Here is a 17,814-nt window from a genome sequence, read left to right as displayed (position 1 = left end):
ATGTGAAGATTTTTCGTTCAACATCCAGTTCTTCTGCTTTTTACATATTGTTTGCGGTGGCTTATTTTGCAACTGGTAAGTTATTAACTAATTTTGCCTTCCAATCACAAGTAATCCCTATCTGGCTCCCTGCAGGTATTGCCCTAGTTGGCTGTTTTATCTGGTGGTGGCGTTTTATTCCGGCATTATTTATTGCCTCTGTCGCCTTTAATTTAAGTACCGGTGATAACGTTATTACTGATCAAGTTTTAATTGGCAATACATTAGAGCAGGTGTTACTAATCGGCTTTGGTGCTGTACTACAAGGGATGATTGGCGCAGCTTTTTTAAAATACTGGCTAGGTCATCCGCTGTTTTTAAAGAAGCGCCAATCAATAATTTATTTTATTTTTATCGTTGGTATTGTCGTTAGCCTAATATCGGCCAATATTGGCGTCTATGCTTTAAGTCAGTTTAACCCTGCTTACAGTATTGATAATCATTGGAGAAATGTTACTTTTTGGTGGCTTGGTGATTCTCTTGGTGTGCTGATCGCAACTCCTTTTATATTGGCGTTATTACAACCTAAATTTAAACGACATTACTTCACCCCACTACCTACCATCGCAGTTTGCTCGGTATTATTCATCTCTGTAGCTTTTACCACAAAGCTATATAATCAAGAGAGTTATTCAAATGCGATACAAATTGCCAAACGCGAAACATCTATCATTGAAAACAGTTTACTGAGCAATTTAAACCTCAGTCAAATAACCGTACAAAGCCTTGCAAGCCAAATACAATCAACACCGACTTTAAGCAAGCAAGAGTTTGATATTTACAGTGCTCAACTATTGGCTGAGCATTCATTTATTAAAGCATTTTCATGGAACCGCAAAATTAACCAGGCTCAGGTCAGTGACTTTAACAAACAGCTTGATGAAATTTATAATACACACAACTTTGTTCCGAGCATTAAAGGCGCCCCATTATCAAACAACGATCCATTGGTGATTATCACTTATATTGCTCCTTTGTCAGAAAACCAATCCGCCATAGGTTTTAATCTCAACTCTCGTAAAGATCGTCGTCAGACTTTACTCGATCCACGTATCAAAAATCGCCCTGTCGGTACTAAAATAATTCAATTAGTTCAAACACAGCGACCTGAACCCGCGTATTTATTATTTTCTCCTGTGTATCAACAAAATAATGAGATTGCCTCAATTAAAGGTTACGCAACAGGTGTATTTTTAGTAAAAAACATACTTGCTCAGTCGCTTACCCAAGCACAAAATAAAATGTTTAATATCGCTATTTATGAAGCCAATGCTACCAGCCCGTTTTATTCAAATACCGAAAATATTCCAACCAAAAGCAATAAGCTTACAACTATCAAAATTGATTTTGCAGGGCAAACATGGTTCGTTGATTTAACCATTAAAGATGAATTTCTACCGCATCAAACTAATAACATGACACTCTTTTTGCTTATTTTACAGGTCATTGTCAGCTCACTCATTTTATTGATATTACTGTTGTTTAATCATCAACACCTTGCACTTTCACGTTTGGTAGCAGAGCGTACTCGCTCTCTCGTTAAGGCTAAACAGCATTCTGATTTGGCAAATCAAGCTAAAAGCCGGTTTTTAGCAAATATGAGCCATGAAATTCGCACCCCGCTTAACGCTGTGATCGGCTTTTCAACCTTAGCTAAAAATGAAGATAGTCCTGAAACTCTTTCTGATTATTTAAATAAAATTAATTTAGCATCTAACTCATTATTAAGTTTAATCAATGATGTACTCGATATCTCTAAAATTGAATCACAAAAACTAACCTTAGAAGTTGCTCCTTTTGATTTGAATGCTCTTCTTGCTCGGATCAGTAGCATGTTCGAGCAAAGCGCTGAACAAAAAGGTATTAACTGGAAAGTTGATAACCAATTACCAACCGACATTTGGTTTGAAGGTGATGTTATGCGAATTGAGCAAATTTTATTAAACCTGTGTAGTAACGCTATTAAGTTTACTTACGAAGGTGAAGTAAGTATTAGCGCATACAGCAAGGAGATCGCCGATAAACGTCATCAAATTACCTTGGCTATTAGGGACTCGGGTATCGGTATTGCCGCTTCAGAGCAAAGTAAATTATTTGATGCATTCACCCAAGCTGATAGCTCAACATCACGTAAATTTGGAGGTACAGGGCTTGGTTTGGCAATCGCAAAAGAACTTAGCTTATTAATGTCTGGAGATATCAAAGTACAAAGTGAGCCAGGTAAAGGCTCCACTTTTACTCTTTCTGTCGAGTTAAATACCTGTGCTGTACAACAAGTAACGGCGAAGCACTCGCAACAGCATGTTGATTTAAGCAAACTAAAAATACTGGTTGCAGAAGATAACAGCGTCAATCAATTAGTGATAAAAGCAATGCTTAGCTCTTTGGGGATCACCCCAACATTGGTTGAAAATGGAGAGTTGGCAGTAGAACAAGTTAAAATAAATGACTTCGATTTAGTGTTAATGGATTGCCAAATGCCAGTTATGGACGGTTACCAGGCCACCGCATTGATACGGAAAACTAAAAGTGCTGAACAATTACCTGTGATCGCCTTAACCGCTGATGTAATGCCTGAAGATAAAGCCAATGCCTTAGCAATTGGTTTTAACGAACATCTTGCAAAACCTCTCGAACTCGATAAGCTCACACAATGCTTATCTCAATATATCGAGCAGGATGAACCATAAGGTTTTATCCAAAATAGAAAACCGAATATGGCTGTCGAATTATTATCAAAATTAACAAGTAACACACAGACAACAGTAGTAGGCAAATCATTATGAGCCACTTTTCTCACAGTTGGTTTAATAGTATTAATCAAATTGATGCTACACAGTGGCATCAATTTTTTGGTAATGACCCATTCACCCAACATGCTTTTTTATACGCACTTGAGCAAAGCCAATGTGTAAGTGCTAAAACAGGTTGGCAGCCTCATCACTTAGCCGTTTATGAAGGCGATAAACTCATTGCGCTTGCCCCTGGCTACTTAAAAGCGCACTCCTACGGTGAATATGTATTTGACTGGGCATGGGCCGAAGCTTATGAAAAAAATGGCTTAGATTATTACCCTAAATGGCTATGTGGTATTCCCTTTAGCCCGATTGAGGGACAAAGAATACGTATTATGCATAGCAATCCAAAGCTAGTGTATAAGTACATAACAGAGCAACTTAAAAGCCACTGCGTAGAACAGGCATGGTCAGGCTGGCATGTAAACTTTTGCGACAAAGCACAAGCCACCCACCTTTATGATACCGGTGCTATGCGAAGAATCGGCGTGCAGTTTCAATGGTTTAATAATAACTTTAAAGATTTTGACGATTTTTTAAAAACCTTTAATGCCCGAAAGCGTAAAGCCGTTAAAAAAGAGCGCGCTAAAATCACAGAGCAAAATATCAGTATTGAATGGCTCAAAGGCGAGAAAATCACTACCGCTACAATGCAGCATTTTTGTGAGTTTTATCAACGCACTTATTTAAAACGATCGGGTCATTTAGGCTACTTAAACAGTGATTTTTTTAGCTTGTTACACGCTTTAATGGCTGACAAATTGCTCATTATGCTAGCCAAAAGAGACCAGCAAGTAATTGCTGCCACCTTAAGCTTAATTGATGATAATACCCTTTACGGCCGCTATTGGGGTGCTAGTGAAGAGATAGATTCGCTTCACTTTGAGCTGTGTTATTACCAAGGGATTGATTATGCTATTAAGCATAACATTCAGTGCTTTAATGCTGGGGCACAAGGAGAGCATAAAATCGCTCGTGGTTTTCAACCGGTAATCACTTACTCTGCCCATCACATTGTTCACCCCGATTTTAATAATGCCATTGCAGATTACTTAGAACGCGAATGCCAACATATCGAAATTTACAAACAACAATGTAGCACTTTATTGCCGTTTAAAAATGAGTAACTGATTATTTGCAGGCATCGCAGTATCGCTGAGTAACTTAAGCCCATATTGCACTGCAAGCTGCTCAACCGCTTCGAAATCACGAATACCACTAAGTGGATCGCGACTTTGCAATAAACTATTAAATTCATCATTACTGGGGCTGGTAAACTCCCCTTTATATTTGAAAGGGCCATATACACACACCACCCCTTGCTGGTTTAAGTGCTGATTTACTCCAGCAAAAAAACGCGTAATTAACTCCCAGCTCACTATGTGAAAAGTATTAGCAGTATATACCGCATCCACTTTATTTACTGGCCAAGAATAGTTTAGATCAAGTAATAAAGGCGGATGCAAGTTTGCCAGTTGCACCTCATCATGCCATAACTTTATTCCTTGATGATTAACCTCTCGATCACTGGTATACCATTGTAAATGTGGCAATTTTTTGGCAAAGAAAACACTATGCTGACCCGTCCCCGAGCCTATCTCAAGTACTGATGCTGCATTTTGCAATGCAGGCTGCAAAGCCTTAAGTATATGATTTTTATTATTTTCGCAAGCTTGTGAAAACGGTTTGGTCATACTGATGCACCTAAATTGCAAATGAATGCACAATAGTAAAACAAATTTCAGCTATTCTGTCGTGAGTAAATTGACCAAAATAATAAAATAACTTCAATTTCAATACGTTAAATTATCTTTACCGAGCTGGTACGCTATATGCTTTTATTAAATTACTCACTTAATGAGTACTAAACTACAAAAGGATAACATTATGTATATTTCACCTTATACCGCAGTAGATGCTGCAATGGCAGTTACAGACAAAAGCCTAGATAAAACGAGTTATGAAACAGATTGTAGAGCAACGGTTATCGACTTACTTTCTCATGTAAAAAATACTCAAAAGGCACAAAACAAACATGAAACAGACCAAATATTTATTCTTGGCTACAATTAAAATTCTGCTTAGCCTTGTAACCGGCTGTTTATATAAATACATTATTTAAGTCGACTTAAAATCAATTTAAGTCGACTTTTTATTTTGTTCCATCATTAGCTTACCTTGACGCCCTCTACTTTTTAGCTATACCGTTGTAAATAGTAATAACAGCACCATATCTTTTTATATAGCGTAGTTAAATGTCATATATTCTCTTTTATAGGAGTACTAATGAGTAACTTTAGAACAGAATCAGATAGCATGGGCACACTGAACGTGCCCGCTGACGCACTTTATAAAGCACAGACCCAACGCGCCATTAATAACTTTACGATCAGTAGCCTCACAATGCCGCAGCAATTTATTATTGCCTTAGCGTATATCAAGCAAGCCGCTGCAATAGTCAATTTCAAACTAGGTCATTTAGATAAAACGAAAGCAAATGCAATCGACCATGCCTGCCAAGAAATTATTGATGGTAAGCATTATGAGCATTTCCCCGTTGATATTTTTCAAACTGGCTCAGGTACTAGCTCAAATATGAATGCTAATGAGGTCATTGCGAGCTTAGCCTCAAAACATGCTAACCAAGCTATTCACCCAAATGACGATGTGAATATGGGGCAAAGCTCTAATGACGTTATTCCCACTGCGATAGCCTTGAGCAGCGCTATTAGTGTTGATAAAAAATTACTGCCAGCCCTGGCAAATTTAGCAGACGCCTTAGAGCAAAAAAAAGCAGACATCGGCCACATAGTTAAAACTGGGCGCACTCATTTAATGGATGCAATGCCAATAACTTTTGAGCAAACACTCAGCGCATGGCAATCGCAGGTAAAGCATGCAGCTAGCGGTATTGAGCATGCGCTGATGCGTGTCTGTGAGCTAGCGCAAGGTGGCACAGCAGTAGGTACAGGTATTAATGCCGACCCACAATTTGCCGCTCTATTTGCCACACAGCTAACTGAAAAGGTAGGGATTCAATTTACCCCTAGCGATAACTTTTTTTATAATATTGGATCGCAAGATGCGATTGTCGCTTTATCAGGACAGCTAAAAGTCTATGCAGTTGCACAAATGAAAATAGCCAACGATTTACGTTGGATGAACTCAGGCCCACTTGCGGGACTTTCAGAAATTGAACTTGAAGCATTACAGCCTGGCTCATCAATTATGCCGGGTAAAGTGAATCCGGTGATCCCAGAAGCCGCTGCAATGGTTAGCGCCCAAGTCATTGGTAACGACGCAACTATTACGGTTGCAGGCCAAGCTGGCAACTTTGAGCTTAACGTAATGCTGCCGGTAATCGCTTACAATATTTTGCAAAGTACCGAGATACTCGCTAATAGCGCGCAAGCGTTGGCAGATAAAGCCATTGCTAGCTTTAAAGTTAATCAAACTCAGATTGATAAAGCATTAACTAAAAACCCGATTTTAGTGACTGCGCTAAACCCTGTTATTGGCTACGAAAAAGCAGCAAAAATTGCTAAGCAAGCTTATCAGCAAGCACAGCCAATTATTGATATCGCTGAGCAAGAAACCGACCTATCTCGATCAGAATTAGAGGCATTACTCAATCCAGCTAAATTAACGCAAGGCGGGTTAACTTAAAAACTCTCCTTATCACCTCTTTAATATGTTGATAGTAGAGTTTTTATTGCTGTAATGAATGCACAGTGTATGATAGTGATGAATAATTCATCACTATCAGGAACGATTATGCGTACTCCATTACTCGCTCTACTGCTACCGCTTTGCTTAACGGCGTGCTTAGAAACAACCTCAAATAAAACTGAGCAAACTAAAACCAATGCGGTAGAAAATACGTCTACGCCGATACCGCAACAAAAATTACCACAAGCGAATAAGCAAAATAAAATAGCACAGCCATTACCAGCTGATGCAGCAAAAGAAGTGTCGCTTGATGATATTAAAACAGCAAAAGATAAGCTAAACAGCCTCATAGCAGATAAGCAATGTTCAACGAGTTCACAGTGTAAAGTGAATGCTGTTGGTAGCCGTGCCTGCGGTGGGCCGAGCGATTATATTGTGTACTCGACACAAAGCGCCCCCCAAAAACAGGTTTCAGCCCTAAGCGATACAATTACTCAATTGGAAAGTACTTATAATGCGCAAAAAGGCATGATGAGTATTTGCCAACATTTAACTGCGCCTAGTACCCAGTGCGTTGAAAATAAATGTGTTAAGCTTGAAGGCTCTGCGGTAAGTGTATTTTAAGGATTAGATTATGAGTTGTTTGTCATCCGTAATTAAACTATCAGCTGCCAGTGTTGTCATGACTATGCTGCTTAGCGGTTGCAGTAGCGCACTAACACCAAGCACAGCTCAAAACGCGAGTGAATCTGTTTTAAATACTCAGCTTAATGAGCTTACAAGTAATAAAAGCTGCACAGCCAGTTATCAATGTAAGGTGTTAGGTGTTGGCTCGCGTGTCTGTGGGGGGCCGAGTAAGTATGTTGTGTATTCAACATTAAATAATTCTCAAAAGCATGCCGAGCAATTAGCACAAAAAATCACTCAGCAAGAACAAAAAAATAACACTGCGCTTGAGTTTGATGACTGTTCACCAGTGCTAGAAGTTCACTCTTTATGTATTGATAACCAATGTAAAACCGTTAATTACCAGTAGCAGTTCGTTTCGGTGTTAATTTAATAGTGGTATTAACACCGAAATAACCACTACCATGAAAATACATACACCAGCCTTAAAAATGTATTCCAAAGGCATGTTCTTTTGTACCCAATAAGCATATATAAAACGCACAAAGTAGCTTGCCGCTGTGCCAAATAACGCAAACATAAGTAAGTAGGCAATCAATATAATATTCACAGCTGCACTTGTTTAGAAATAATAACCTCAGTGTAAGTATTTTATATAAAGAAGGCAAAAGGGTTACTTAGTCTTTTTTGTATGCTCAATGAGTAGATCTGCTACCTGTTGCTTTACCGCTCTTTTATCATCTACTGCAACTTCAAACCGACTAGCCAATTGCGCTATTTCATCATCATTTAAATTAAACGATAAACGCTGCCGTGTTTTTTTAGACTTTACATCAAGGCCTAAAATTTTGCGGATCATATCTGAGGGAGTAAGTTCTTGGTCGATAGCTTGTTTTTTTATCGACTTTTGTACCTCACTACTCAAATCAAAGGCCATTTGCGTGGCGCGCACAGCTTGCTCTTGGCGCAACCACTTGTCTTTAGCATCACTCACTGGGCATCTCCAGGAAACAAGTCAACAATATCGCTAATTGGGCGAGTTAATGTCAGTGATACTTCTGTTTCACCTCCCTCCCAAATTTCGATATTAACGCTATGCCCTTCATCGGGTGACGCTAAACAAATCATTTCACAGGGTTCACCACCGTCTTGCTCATAGCGAGGTAGCGCTTGGCCACGAAAATCTTTATTATGAAAATAACATACATAAGGTGATTCGCTTTGTTGATAACTTCCAGCTAAAAACTGCATAAAGCGCTCAGGCGTATTTTTAACTGTAATATGCGTTAACGATTCTTCATCAAAAATACGTGAAAACTCATCCAAACCAAATACTTCATCAACATCATCACGCTGAATCTTTATTGAGAAATTAGCCCACTGCTCACCATCGTTTTGTTCTATTTGTAAAAACACCACTTGGCCTGTGTTAGTTTCAAGTACGAATTCAGTATCACTACTATGTTGGTACTGATACGTTTGCACATCAATAACGCGAAGTGTTTGGCCTTTGAGCCATGCAGGATAAGCAAACGAGTCAATCACTGTAAACATGTCACCTTTTTTAAGGTCACTCGCGTGATTAAGCTGACGTTCTGGCTTTTTTTTAGATTTGAAAAAATTAAACATATAAGGTGCCTCTGTAAGCAAAAAAGGTAACGGAGCAAAACTCGGTTACCTTTTTAATATGGTTCTAAATGTTAGCTATTTTGCTTCGCTTTAATGCGCGCTAGAATATCAGCACTTTTTGGATTGGTATCACCAATACCTGCTTCAGCCATTTTAGCTTTTAAATCATCGCCATTAACATCTGCTTCTAAAGACTTTGCAGCACCTAATTGATCAGTACGGTCTTGTTGGCGTTGCTTAATACGCTCAAGCGATTGACGCGCCGACGTCATTGACGAATTATTAGTATTAAGCGTGCTATTTACAGCCATTGTCGCTTGTTGAACGCTTTCTGTGGTTTTAACCATAGTAAGCTGACGCTGGTTTTCTTTAATTGATTTTTCAGCATCTTTAACTTGCTGCTTCAACATCACTATGTGATTAGTAAAGCCCGCTAACACTTGCTCGTGTTCGGCTTTCTCAGCTTCAAAGTCACCAATTTTTTCTGCAATTTCTAATGCTAATGCTTCATTCCCTTTTTCAAGGGCTTGACCTGCATACGCTTCGTGCTCAGCAATTGATGCATCAACTGCGCTAATTTTACGTTTGGTTTGCATCTCTTTAGCCATTACTTCTGTCAGGCTTTTTTTAGCACGATTCAGTGCATTTTGTGCATCGGCAATTTCTTGTTCAAAAATACGAATACCATTCGCATCAACAATTGCTTCGCCCGCTTCACGCGCGCCGCCACGTACCGCTGTAAATAATTTTTTTAAAATACTCATAATCTTAACTCCAAAAACTTGTTTATATCCTATTAGGTAAAGTGAGAGCCATATACTATTAGCAATCAGCACTTACCTAGGCGGGTATCCTAATCGTTTAAATACAATGTCACGGCTTCTAGTGCATCAATTGCGTTATCAGCTAATGTCACTAGTTCGTGGGTAACGTCATCTAATGATGAATTTACCGAAAGTGCACCAAAAATTGCATATTTATTATCAATTTTAGCAAATGCACTTAGCGGAATTGGCACGTTTAAACGCAGTAGTGTTTCGTTTAACTCGTCGCGTAACTCGCTTTTTACTTCGTCTTCACCAAACAAATAGCTAATACATAATAGTTGCTCTTGTGTTTGGGTAACAAAAATTGGAAGCTCATCGTTTCCATCAACAATGACTTGTAAAACATCTTGCTCACCTGGGTTGGCAATCAAGAAAGACTCAAAGTTAGCACCCTCAGTTTCAAAAGACGCTAATTTTATTGAAAGTTCATTTAATTCCATGTCTCTGCCTTTTTGTCGTTTGACATATTATGTCTGAGTTAAGATTCGCATGGTCGACATATTATGTCAACCATGTTTTATTAATTTTTATACAATTCACTTTCTATTTGCCAAGCAGCCCGGTAATAATCATATAAACGACCAGAACCTAACCTATTGACTTCAATATCTTTCACTTGTTCAAAATAGTTATTAGGAAATGCAAAACTGGCTAATAAATATTTTTTACTAATCCACCGAGATGGCACTGGCATATCCGTTATATTGCTAATACGTGCACTTGGTGATTGCCCCATTTTAGTAGCAATAGTCCACCCCCACTGACCAAACGAAGGGATGTTTTGCTGATATTGCTCTACATAATCAAAACCTGCGGCTTTCACCGTTTTAGCAATACTTAAAAATGCCTTTTTCGCATGATAAGGCGAGGTTGACTGTACCGCCATAGCACCATCAGGTGCCAATAATTGGCGCACATGGTTATAAAAATAGTCGCTATACATCTTATTCAGATCGGGATGATTAGGGTCTGGCAGGTCAATTAGGATAGTATCGAACTGCTTTGACTGATCCAGTAGCCTCTCAACTTCTAAAAATGCATCACCCACAATAATATTTGCTCGGGGGTCATGCATCGATTCATTATTGAGTGCCACTAATCGCTGTTTAATATCATCAGGCGGTGTGTATTGATTATCTTTATGACCAAATAAATTGAGTAGCTGTCCATCTAAATCAATTAAAGTCACTTCCTCAACCGGCCACTTTAATACATCACGCATGGCCAATCCGTCACCGCCACCAATAATCAAAATACGGTCATGACGATTAGATGCGAGCATTGCAGGATAAACAAGCATTGAGTGATATATTTGCTCATCAATACTTGAGAACTGCAAACGACCATTTAAGTATAGATCGGTGATTGGCTGTGGCTGATTTTTACTTAAGCGTTCGGTTAACACCACATGCTGGTATTTCGTTGCTTGGGAATAAATAACTTTATCTTTGTATAGTACGTTACTTAGATTATCCATCCAGCTACTACCAAACTGCAAAATAAAAGCGAATAACACCAGCAGTAATATATGGCAAACCAATAGCAACTTAGCAAAGCGTACATAGCTATGGTAACGCCATAAAAAGGCAAGGCCGGCAATAATGTTAAATAGCGCTGTCCAAGCAGCGGCTTGCATTATTGGCATCGCGAGCATAATACTTACCCAAATTGCCGCGCCAATACCGGCGCCAATATAGTCAGCCCCATATATAGTGCCGGCGTTATTTTCTAAAAAACGTCCATAAACATGCTGGCGAATACGCGCAATAAGCGGTATTTCCATACCAATAAATAGCCCTAATATTAAGCCAAATACATAAGGTAAAAAGCGAGACCACTCTTGCAGCTTTTGAAACACATAACCATTAAGAATAACGTCAGGTGGAATATTAAAAATACTTGAGAATAAATGAGGGAGTGAATAACTAACAGCAATGATACTGGCAATGGCTAATATACAGCCCATACCTATGAGCGCAATAATGCTTTCTAGCCAGGCAAATGCGGTAAAGGCATCTTTAAACCAACGCGCTAAAAATGCACCCATTCCCATAGCTACAATCATAGTGCCTATCATGGCGTAAATTGCACTCTCAACTGAGCCTAGTACTCGGCCAGCGTAATGAGAAAGTAAGTATTCATAAATAAGGCCGCACCCTGCGAGTACGGCCATAACAGTGATCAGTAAAATATCATGCCCAAGTAAATTAAATTTACTTGGGGAAGCTTGAGTTGATGACACGTGATTATGCACCCAGTAGTGTGGCCATAGTGATCCCGACAGCAAATGACACTGCTGCGGAAATAGCGGCAACACCCACATTCTTTTGACGATTCACTTCATCTGAAATATTACACCCAGCAAGAATGATTTTAATCGTCAGTAAGTGCAGTAAAATGAAAGCAACCAAACTAACAACGGCACTTAGCGCCCAGTAAAGTAAACTCGCGTTAATATTATCGGCAGCATAGGGAGCAATACCTGTTGCAGCAGTAATGGCTAATGCACTACCAATTAAAAAGCCGGCATAGCGAACACCTACTGCTAAATTACCATCAACAATGGCTTGTTGTAGGCAATCACCGCTTTTATTGGTGCGTTTAAATAACTGCACTCGGTATTGGCTTACTAAAAGCAGTACCACACTACCAATCACAAACGCAGCAATAACAATAGGAATGCCATGCCAACCTTCAGTAGCAACCCACAATAGTGCAGAGCGGATAACCACTGCAACACTTACTACATGGCCAAAATCAATAATTGACGCAGTAACGTTACCTTTGACTATTTCGTTATGTAAGCTCACTTTACGCAGCGCCACTTTATCTTGAAAAAAGTGACCCAGCTTTATAAGCAAAATTGCTAATGCGCCATAGCCAAGCATTAACAGAGCTTCTTTTTGTAACGTAGCAGCAAAGGCACCACTACTCACGCCCGTTAACACAATCGCAAGTGCCACCAAACCAGCGGCAAAGCTTATTCCAAATGCAAAGTTATCGCGCTCGGTAATTTCATCATTGGCGTGTAAATTAGATACCCAACCTTTAATATACTTTAAGCTCACAAACAGTAAGATGATAATTGCAAAGTCCACAGACAGTGCTTGCAAAGACCACATAGTTATTCCATTAAATTCATACATATTATTCTAACTCCAACGTTATTCTTTACTTACCACGACTTACGCCGCGCGAGGTTCTGCTACTGCTATTACGAACCGATCCTGAATTATTGCTATAACTACTCGCTCTTGAGTAACTGCTGCGACTTTTAGGCGGCGTATAACTGCTGCGACTCAAACCTGATGCACCTGTTTTTTTACTCGCATAAGGACTAGTGAACTGCTTGCCTTGGCGTTGGTAAGATTGTCGTGTACGTGTTTCTAATGCACTTTGGGTTTTTATTTGTTTAGGGCTTGAGTAACGAGTACGACCATAGTCATTGTAGTAACTATACTTACGGCGTTTACTCCAACTTCCGTATTCAACTCGGTCAAATACATCACCCAAAATACGGTACATGCCGTACCATTGCCAAAAGCTAATACCGCTACTATTCGTTTGCCAATTACCATAGTTAGGATTACCTACCATTTGGTTACCGACCCCTTCGCCTTCAGCTTTTTGGCTTATAGCACCAACTCGTGCCAAAGAACCATTCGACATATCCGCAAGCATATTAATAGGATCGGTTAAGGCATCAGAAAATAACGTTGGCTTGGCGGCTTCACGCAATAAATCAATATTGTATAAAGTGTCTTCGTAAGGAGGAATTAAGTAATTACCCTTAATATCATCAAGGCGTTGGGTTAAGCCACTATAAAGGGCTCCCTGGCGTGTGGCATCAAGGCTAACTACATCAACAACCTTACTGAGTTCAGGTTGCTGTTGTTTAAGGATACGACTGTATTCTTTAAGAATAATCGCATTACGTATACTACCATTATCAAGTGCTTTACCAAGCTGAGTAAGCTCGACATCGGCCTTTTTAATGGACTCTTGAATTGTTTGTTGTAGCTGTTCTTCTTTAGATTGACAACCAATCAGTGCTGTAAACAAACAAAACAGGCTGAGAAGTTTCCAAGCTTTTATATTCGACATTCATGTCACCTGATTTACTAAATTATCCTAGATAGTTTTACACAGGACAGTTATTAAACCAACAATGAAATTGCAACAAGATGATAATTTAGGGACTAGTTTAAAGATGCAATGAGAATAACTAAGATCAGTAAAGACGGAGTGCTGATGCTAATACTTCAAAACTGAAGGCTTTAGGCTTAACACTGACTTGGATTTGGAGTACGTATACTACTTTGCAGCGACAGCGCATTAGTATGTCATGGGATTGGGTCTGTTCAATTCTCTTCCTTTAACCTAATACCTTTCAGCTCGAACCTTCTTTTTACTTTATTCCAGACGTAAAAAAGCCCGACTCTTTCGAATCGGGCTTTCTTGTATTTGGAGCCTGGTAATGTCCTACTTTCACATAACAAATGCTACACTATCATCGGCGCTGTTTCGTTTCACTACTGAGTTCGGCATGGAGTCAGGTGGGTCCAAAACGCTATTGTCACCAAGCAAATTTGGTGTCAGTCCGTATCGCTACGCACTAACTAAAATTTGGAATTCTGATAATAAAGTCTTCTAGTATCTACTTTAGTCTATTAACTTCTTCGCTTGTTTCACTATCACATAAAACGCGTTTGGCGTTGTATGGTTAAGCCTCACGGGTAATTAGTACAAGTTAGCTTAATGGCTCACACCACTTCCACATCTTGCCTATCAACGTTGTAGTCTTCAACGGCCCTTCAGAGACTTTAAAAGTCTAGTGAGAACTCATCTCGAGGCCTGCTTCGCGCTTAGATGCTTTCAGCGCTTATCAGTTCCGAACGTAGCTACCGGGCAATGCCATTGGCATGACAACCCGAACACCAGCGGTTCGTTCACTCCGGTCCTCTCGTACTAGGAGCAACCCCTCTCAATTCTCAAACGCCCACGGCAGATAGGGACCGAACTGTCTCACGACGTTCTAAACCCAGCTCGCGTACCACTTTAAATGGCGAACAGCCATACCCTTGGGACCGACTTCAGCCCCAGGATGTGATGAGCCGACATCGAGGTGCCAAACACCGCCGTCGATATGAACTCTTGGGCGGTATCAGCCTGTTATCCCCGGAGTACCTTTTATCCGTTGAGCGATGGCCCTTCCATTCAGAACCACCGGATCACTATGACCTACTTTCGTACCTGCTCGACGTGTCTGTCTCGCAGTTAAGCTGGCTTCTACCATTACACTAACCGTACGATGTCCGACCGTACTTAGCCAACCTTCGTGCTCCTCCGTTACTCTTTGGGAGGAGACCGCCCCAGTCAAACTACCCACCAGGCACTGTCCGTAACCCCGATTCAGGGGCCAACGTTAGAACATCAAAACTACAAGGGTGGTATTTCAAGGACGACTCCAACAAAACTAGCGTCTCATCTTCAAAGTCTCCCACCTATCCTACACATGTAGGTTCAATGTTCAGTGCCAAGCTGTAGTAAAGGTTCACGGGGTCTTTCCGTCTAGCCGCGGGTACACAGCATCTTCACTGCGATTTCAATTTCACTGAGTCTCGGGTGGAGACAGCGTGGCCATGGTTACACCATTCGTGCAGGTCGGAACTTACCCGACAAGGAATTTCGCTACCTTAGGACCGTTATAGTTACGGCCGCCGTTTACCGGGGCTTCGATCAAGAGCTTCTCCGAAGATAACCCCATCAATTAACCTTCCGGCACCGGGCAGGTGTCACACCGTATACGTCATCTTGCGATTTTGCACAGTGCTGTGTTTTTAATAAACAGTCCCAGCCACCTGGTCACTGCGGCTCCAATCAGCTTAGAGAGCAAGTCTCATCACCAATCGGAGCGTACCTTCTCCCGAAGTTACGGTACGATTTTGCCTAGTTCCTTCACCCGAGTTCTCTCAAGCGCCTTAGTATTCTCTACCTGACCACCTGTGTCGGTTTGGGGTACGATTCGGTATAATCTGAAGCTTAGAGGCTTTTCCTGGAAGTATGGCATCAGCAACTTCATCACCGTAGTGACTCGTCTCGTGTCTCAGCCTAACAGCAACCCGGATTTACCTAAGTCGCTAGCCTACACACTTTCACATGGACTACCATCGCCATGCTTGCTTAGCCTGCTCCGTCCCCCCATCGCAATTATACCAAGTACGGAAATATTAATCCGTTTCCCATCGACTACGCCTTTCGGCCTCGCCTTAGGGGTCGACTTACCCTACCCTGATTAACATGGGATAGGAACCCTTGGTCTTCCGGCGTGCGGGTTTTTCACCCGCATTATCGTTACTCATGTCAGCATTCGCACTTCTGATACGTCCAGCATACCTCCCGGTACACCTTCAACCGCTTACAGAACGCTCCCCTACCACTCAGAATAAATTCTGAATCCGCAGCTTCGGTGCATAGTTTAGCCCCGTTACATCTTCCGCGCAGACCGACTCGACCAGTGAGCTATTACGCTTTCTTTAAAGGATGGCTGCTTCTAAGCCAACCTCCTGGCTGTCTGGGCCTTTCCACATCGTTTCCCACTTAACTATGACTTTGGGACCTTAGCTGGCGGTCTGGGTTGTTTCCCTCTTCACGACGGACGTTAGCACCCGCCGTGTGTCTCCCGGATATTACTTTACGGTATTCGGAGTTTGCAAAGGGTTGGTAAGTCGGGATGACCCCCTAGCCTTAACAGTGCTCTACCCCCGTAAGTATTCGTCCGAGGCTCTACCTAAATAGATTTCGGGGAGAACCAGCTATCTCCCGGTTTGATTAGCCTTTCACTCCTAACCACAGGTCATCCCCTAACTTTTCAACGTTAGTGGGTTCGGTCCTCCAGTTGATGTTACTCAACCTTCAACCTGCCCATGGCTAGATCACCGGGTTTCGGGTCTATACCTTGCAACTATTCGCCCAGTTAAGACTCGGTTTCCCTACGGCTACCCTAATCGGTTAACCTCGCTACAAAATATAAGTCGCTGACCCATTATACAAAAGGTACGCAGTCACCCTCGAGGGGCTCCTACTGCTTGTACGTACACGGTTTCAGGTTCTATTTCACTCCCCTCACAGGGGTTCTTTTCGCCTTTCCCTCACGGTACTGGTTCACTATCGGTCAGTTGGGAGTATTTAGCCTTAGATGATGGTCCACCTATATTCAGTCAAAGTTTCACGTGCTCCGACCTACTCGATTTCACTTAAAATGCATTTTCATGTACGGGACTATCACCCTGTATCGTGGCACTTTCCAGAGCCTTCCATTAACACATAATAAGCTTAAGGGCTGTTCCGATTTCGCTCGCCGCTACTATCGGAATCTCGGTTGATTTCTTTTCCTACGGGTACTTAGATGTTTCAGTTCTCCGCGTTCGCCTCGTTAACCTATGTATTCAGTTAACGATACCTGCAAGCAGGTGGGTTTCCCCATTCGGAAATCCTAGTCTCAAGTGCTTTTTACTAGCTTGACTAGGCTTATCGCAAGTTAATACGTCCTTCATCGCCTCCAACTGCCAAGGCATCCACCGTGTACGCTTAGTCACTTAACCATACAACCCAAACGGGTCTTTGTTTTGTGACAGTTTAACTTCGCCAGAAGTTAATATTGAATACTAAAGTAGATACCAATTAATCCGAGGATTAAATTGGCACTGAATGATACTGCTATCATTCTTTTTTACTTTTGAAAACTCTGTACAAATAACAATGTTATTCATACGAATTTTATTATCAGCTTTTCCAAATTTTTAAAGAGCAGAGAATCAAAAACTTCTCAAAATTAAACACACTCTATTCTCAGGTGATTGTGCTACCCGATAAAAGAATATTTATTTTTAAGAAGTAAAGTGGTGGAGCTAAGCAGGATCGAACTGCTGACCTCCTGCGTGCAAGGCAGGCGCTCTCCCAGCTGAGCTATAGCCCCACATATGCTGGTCTTACTGTTTGTATACCGACTTCTTTTTAAGACAAAGCGTAAGTTGAGGCCGTTTAGTTTACTAAACAACGAAGCTTACAACGAAGTATTAAGAAGAAGTGGTGGGTCTGAGTAGATTTGAACTACCGACCTCACCCTTATCAGGGGTGCGCTCTAACCAGCTGAGCTACAGACCCAAACAATAAGTGTTGTTCTCTTTACAATTAACAATCATCTGTGTGGACACTACGAACAAATA

At 41.0% G+C, this 17,814-nt stretch carries 15 protein-coding genes, 2 tRNA genes and 2 rRNA genes; 6 read left to right on the top strand and 13 right to left on the bottom strand.

All coding sequences use genetic code 11. The features are described from left to right. Positions 1-2: 2 nt before the first annotated feature. Together PUND_RS00270 and PUND_RS00265 are read left to right on the top strand one after the other, a co-directional pair. A complete protein-coding gene (locus tag PUND_RS00270; RefSeq protein ID WP_010392554.1) occupies positions 3-2,729 on the top strand; it encodes an ATP-binding protein in 2,727 nt (908 codons plus the stop codon). A gap of 92 nt (positions 2,730-2,821) precedes the next feature. Continuing rightward, positions 2,822-3,961, top strand: a complete 1,140-nt coding sequence (locus tag PUND_RS00265) for a GNAT family N-acetyltransferase (RefSeq protein ID WP_010392552.1) — start codon at positions 2,822-2,824, stop codon at positions 3,959-3,961. Here PUND_RS00265 and PUND_RS00260 read toward each other — a convergent pair. Then, positions 3,938-4,528: a DUF938 domain-containing protein gene (locus tag PUND_RS00260; protein WP_010392551.1), complete on the bottom strand. Its 591-nt coding sequence runs from the start codon at positions 4,526-4,528 to the stop codon at positions 3,938-3,940. The two genes, PUND_RS00265 and PUND_RS00260, sit on opposite strands and share 24 nt — an antisense overlap. Positions 4,529-4,721: 193 nt before the next feature. Between PUND_RS00260 and PUND_RS00255 the strand changes: the two genes are divergently transcribed. The 4 genes from PUND_RS00255 (at position 4,722) to PUND_RS00240 (ending at position 7,539) form a co-directional block, all read left to right on the top strand. Continuing rightward, the gene (locus PUND_RS00255; RefSeq protein WP_008113269.1) at positions 4,722-4,907 is read left to right on the top strand and encodes a hypothetical protein; all 186 of its coding nucleotides are present in this window, start codon (positions 4,722-4,724) and stop codon (positions 4,905-4,907) included. Between the two features lie 213 nt (positions 4,908-5,120). Next, positions 5,121-6,500 carry a class II fumarate hydratase gene (locus tag PUND_RS00250; protein WP_010392548.1) on the top strand — a complete coding sequence of 460 codons (1,380 nt, stop codon included), beginning with the start codon at positions 5,121-5,123 and terminating at the stop codon, positions 6,498-6,500. A 108-nt stretch (positions 6,501-6,608) separates the two neighbouring features. Beyond that, positions 6,609-7,127 carry a hypothetical protein gene (locus PUND_RS00245; protein WP_010392545.1) on the top strand — a complete coding sequence of 173 codons (519 nt, stop codon included), beginning with the start codon at positions 6,609-6,611 and terminating at the stop codon, positions 7,125-7,127. A gap of 10 nt (positions 7,128-7,137) precedes the next feature. Beyond that, complete coding sequence (locus PUND_RS00240) at positions 7,138-7,539, top strand: hypothetical protein (protein ID WP_010392543.1); 402 nt, start codon at positions 7,138-7,140, stop codon at positions 7,537-7,539. Between the two features lie 15 nt (positions 7,540-7,554). On the opposite strand, the gene PUND_RS18355 is transcribed toward PUND_RS00240, so the two are convergent. The 12 genes from PUND_RS18355 to PUND_RS00185 all read right to left on the bottom strand — a co-directional run bounded on the left by PUND_RS18355 (position 7,555) and on the right by PUND_RS00185 (position 17,752). Beyond that, a complete protein-coding gene (locus PUND_RS18355) occupies positions 7,555-7,740 on the bottom strand; it encodes a hypothetical protein (protein WP_021033113.1) in 186 nt (61 codons plus the stop codon). A 63-nt stretch (positions 7,741-7,803) separates the two neighbouring features. After that, the gene (locus PUND_RS00235; RefSeq protein ID WP_010392540.1) at positions 7,804-8,124 is read right to left on the bottom strand and encodes a hypothetical protein; all 321 of its coding nucleotides are present in this window, start codon (positions 8,122-8,124) and stop codon (positions 7,804-7,806) included. After that, a complete protein-coding gene (locus PUND_RS00230; protein ID WP_010392538.1) occupies positions 8,121-8,759 on the bottom strand; it encodes a DUF4178 domain-containing protein in 639 nt (212 codons plus the stop codon). Before PUND_RS00230 ends, PUND_RS00235 begins: the two co-directional genes overlap by 4 nt. A 71-nt stretch (positions 8,760-8,830) precedes the next feature. Continuing rightward, complete coding sequence (locus PUND_RS00225) at positions 8,831-9,523, bottom strand: PspA/IM30 family protein (RefSeq protein WP_010392537.1); 693 nt, start codon at positions 9,521-9,523, stop codon at positions 8,831-8,833. An 89-nt stretch (positions 9,524-9,612) separates the two neighbouring features. Beyond that, the gene (locus tag PUND_RS00220) at positions 9,613-10,026 is read right to left on the bottom strand and encodes a YjfI family protein (RefSeq protein WP_008113284.1); all 414 of its coding nucleotides are present in this window, start codon (positions 10,024-10,026) and stop codon (positions 9,613-9,615) included. Positions 10,027-10,106: 80 nt separating this feature from the next. Continuing rightward, positions 10,107-11,828 (bottom strand): polyamine aminopropyltransferase, encoded by a 1,722-nt coding sequence (locus PUND_RS00215; RefSeq protein WP_010392534.1) that lies wholly within the window; start codon positions 11,826-11,828, stop codon positions 10,107-10,109. Between the two features lie 4 nt (positions 11,829-11,832). Further along, positions 11,833-12,732 (bottom strand): DUF350 domain-containing protein, encoded by a 900-nt coding sequence (locus PUND_RS00210; RefSeq protein ID WP_041709155.1) that lies wholly within the window; start codon positions 12,730-12,732, stop codon positions 11,833-11,835. A gap of 25 nt (positions 12,733-12,757) precedes the next feature. Then, entirely contained in the window at positions 12,758-13,690 is a 933-nt protein-coding gene (locus PUND_RS00205; RefSeq protein WP_010392530.1) for a hypothetical protein, read from the bottom strand. A 365-nt stretch (positions 13,691-14,055) separates the two neighbouring features. Continuing rightward, positions 14,056-14,170, bottom strand: a 5S ribosomal RNA gene (gene rrf / locus PUND_RS00200). Positions 14,171-14,305: 135 nt separating this feature from the next. Next, positions 14,306-17,190: ribosomal RNA gene (locus PUND_RS00195) — 23S ribosomal RNA — on the bottom strand. A gap of 298 nt (positions 17,191-17,488) precedes the next feature. Next, a tRNA-Ala gene (locus PUND_RS00190) sits at positions 17,489-17,564 on the bottom strand. A gap of 111 nt (positions 17,565-17,675) precedes the next feature. Next, positions 17,676-17,752, bottom strand: a tRNA-Ile gene (locus tag PUND_RS00185). Positions 17,753-17,814: the final 62 nt, after the last annotated feature.

Origin of the sequence: Pseudoalteromonas undina, from assembly GCF_000238275.3 — a bacterium.
GTDB lineage: Bacteria > Pseudomonadota > Gammaproteobacteria > Enterobacterales > Alteromonadaceae > Pseudoalteromonas > Pseudoalteromonas undina.
The sequence above is the reverse complement of the archived record's forward strand: the minus strand, read 5'-3'. Positions and strand labels throughout refer to the sequence as shown.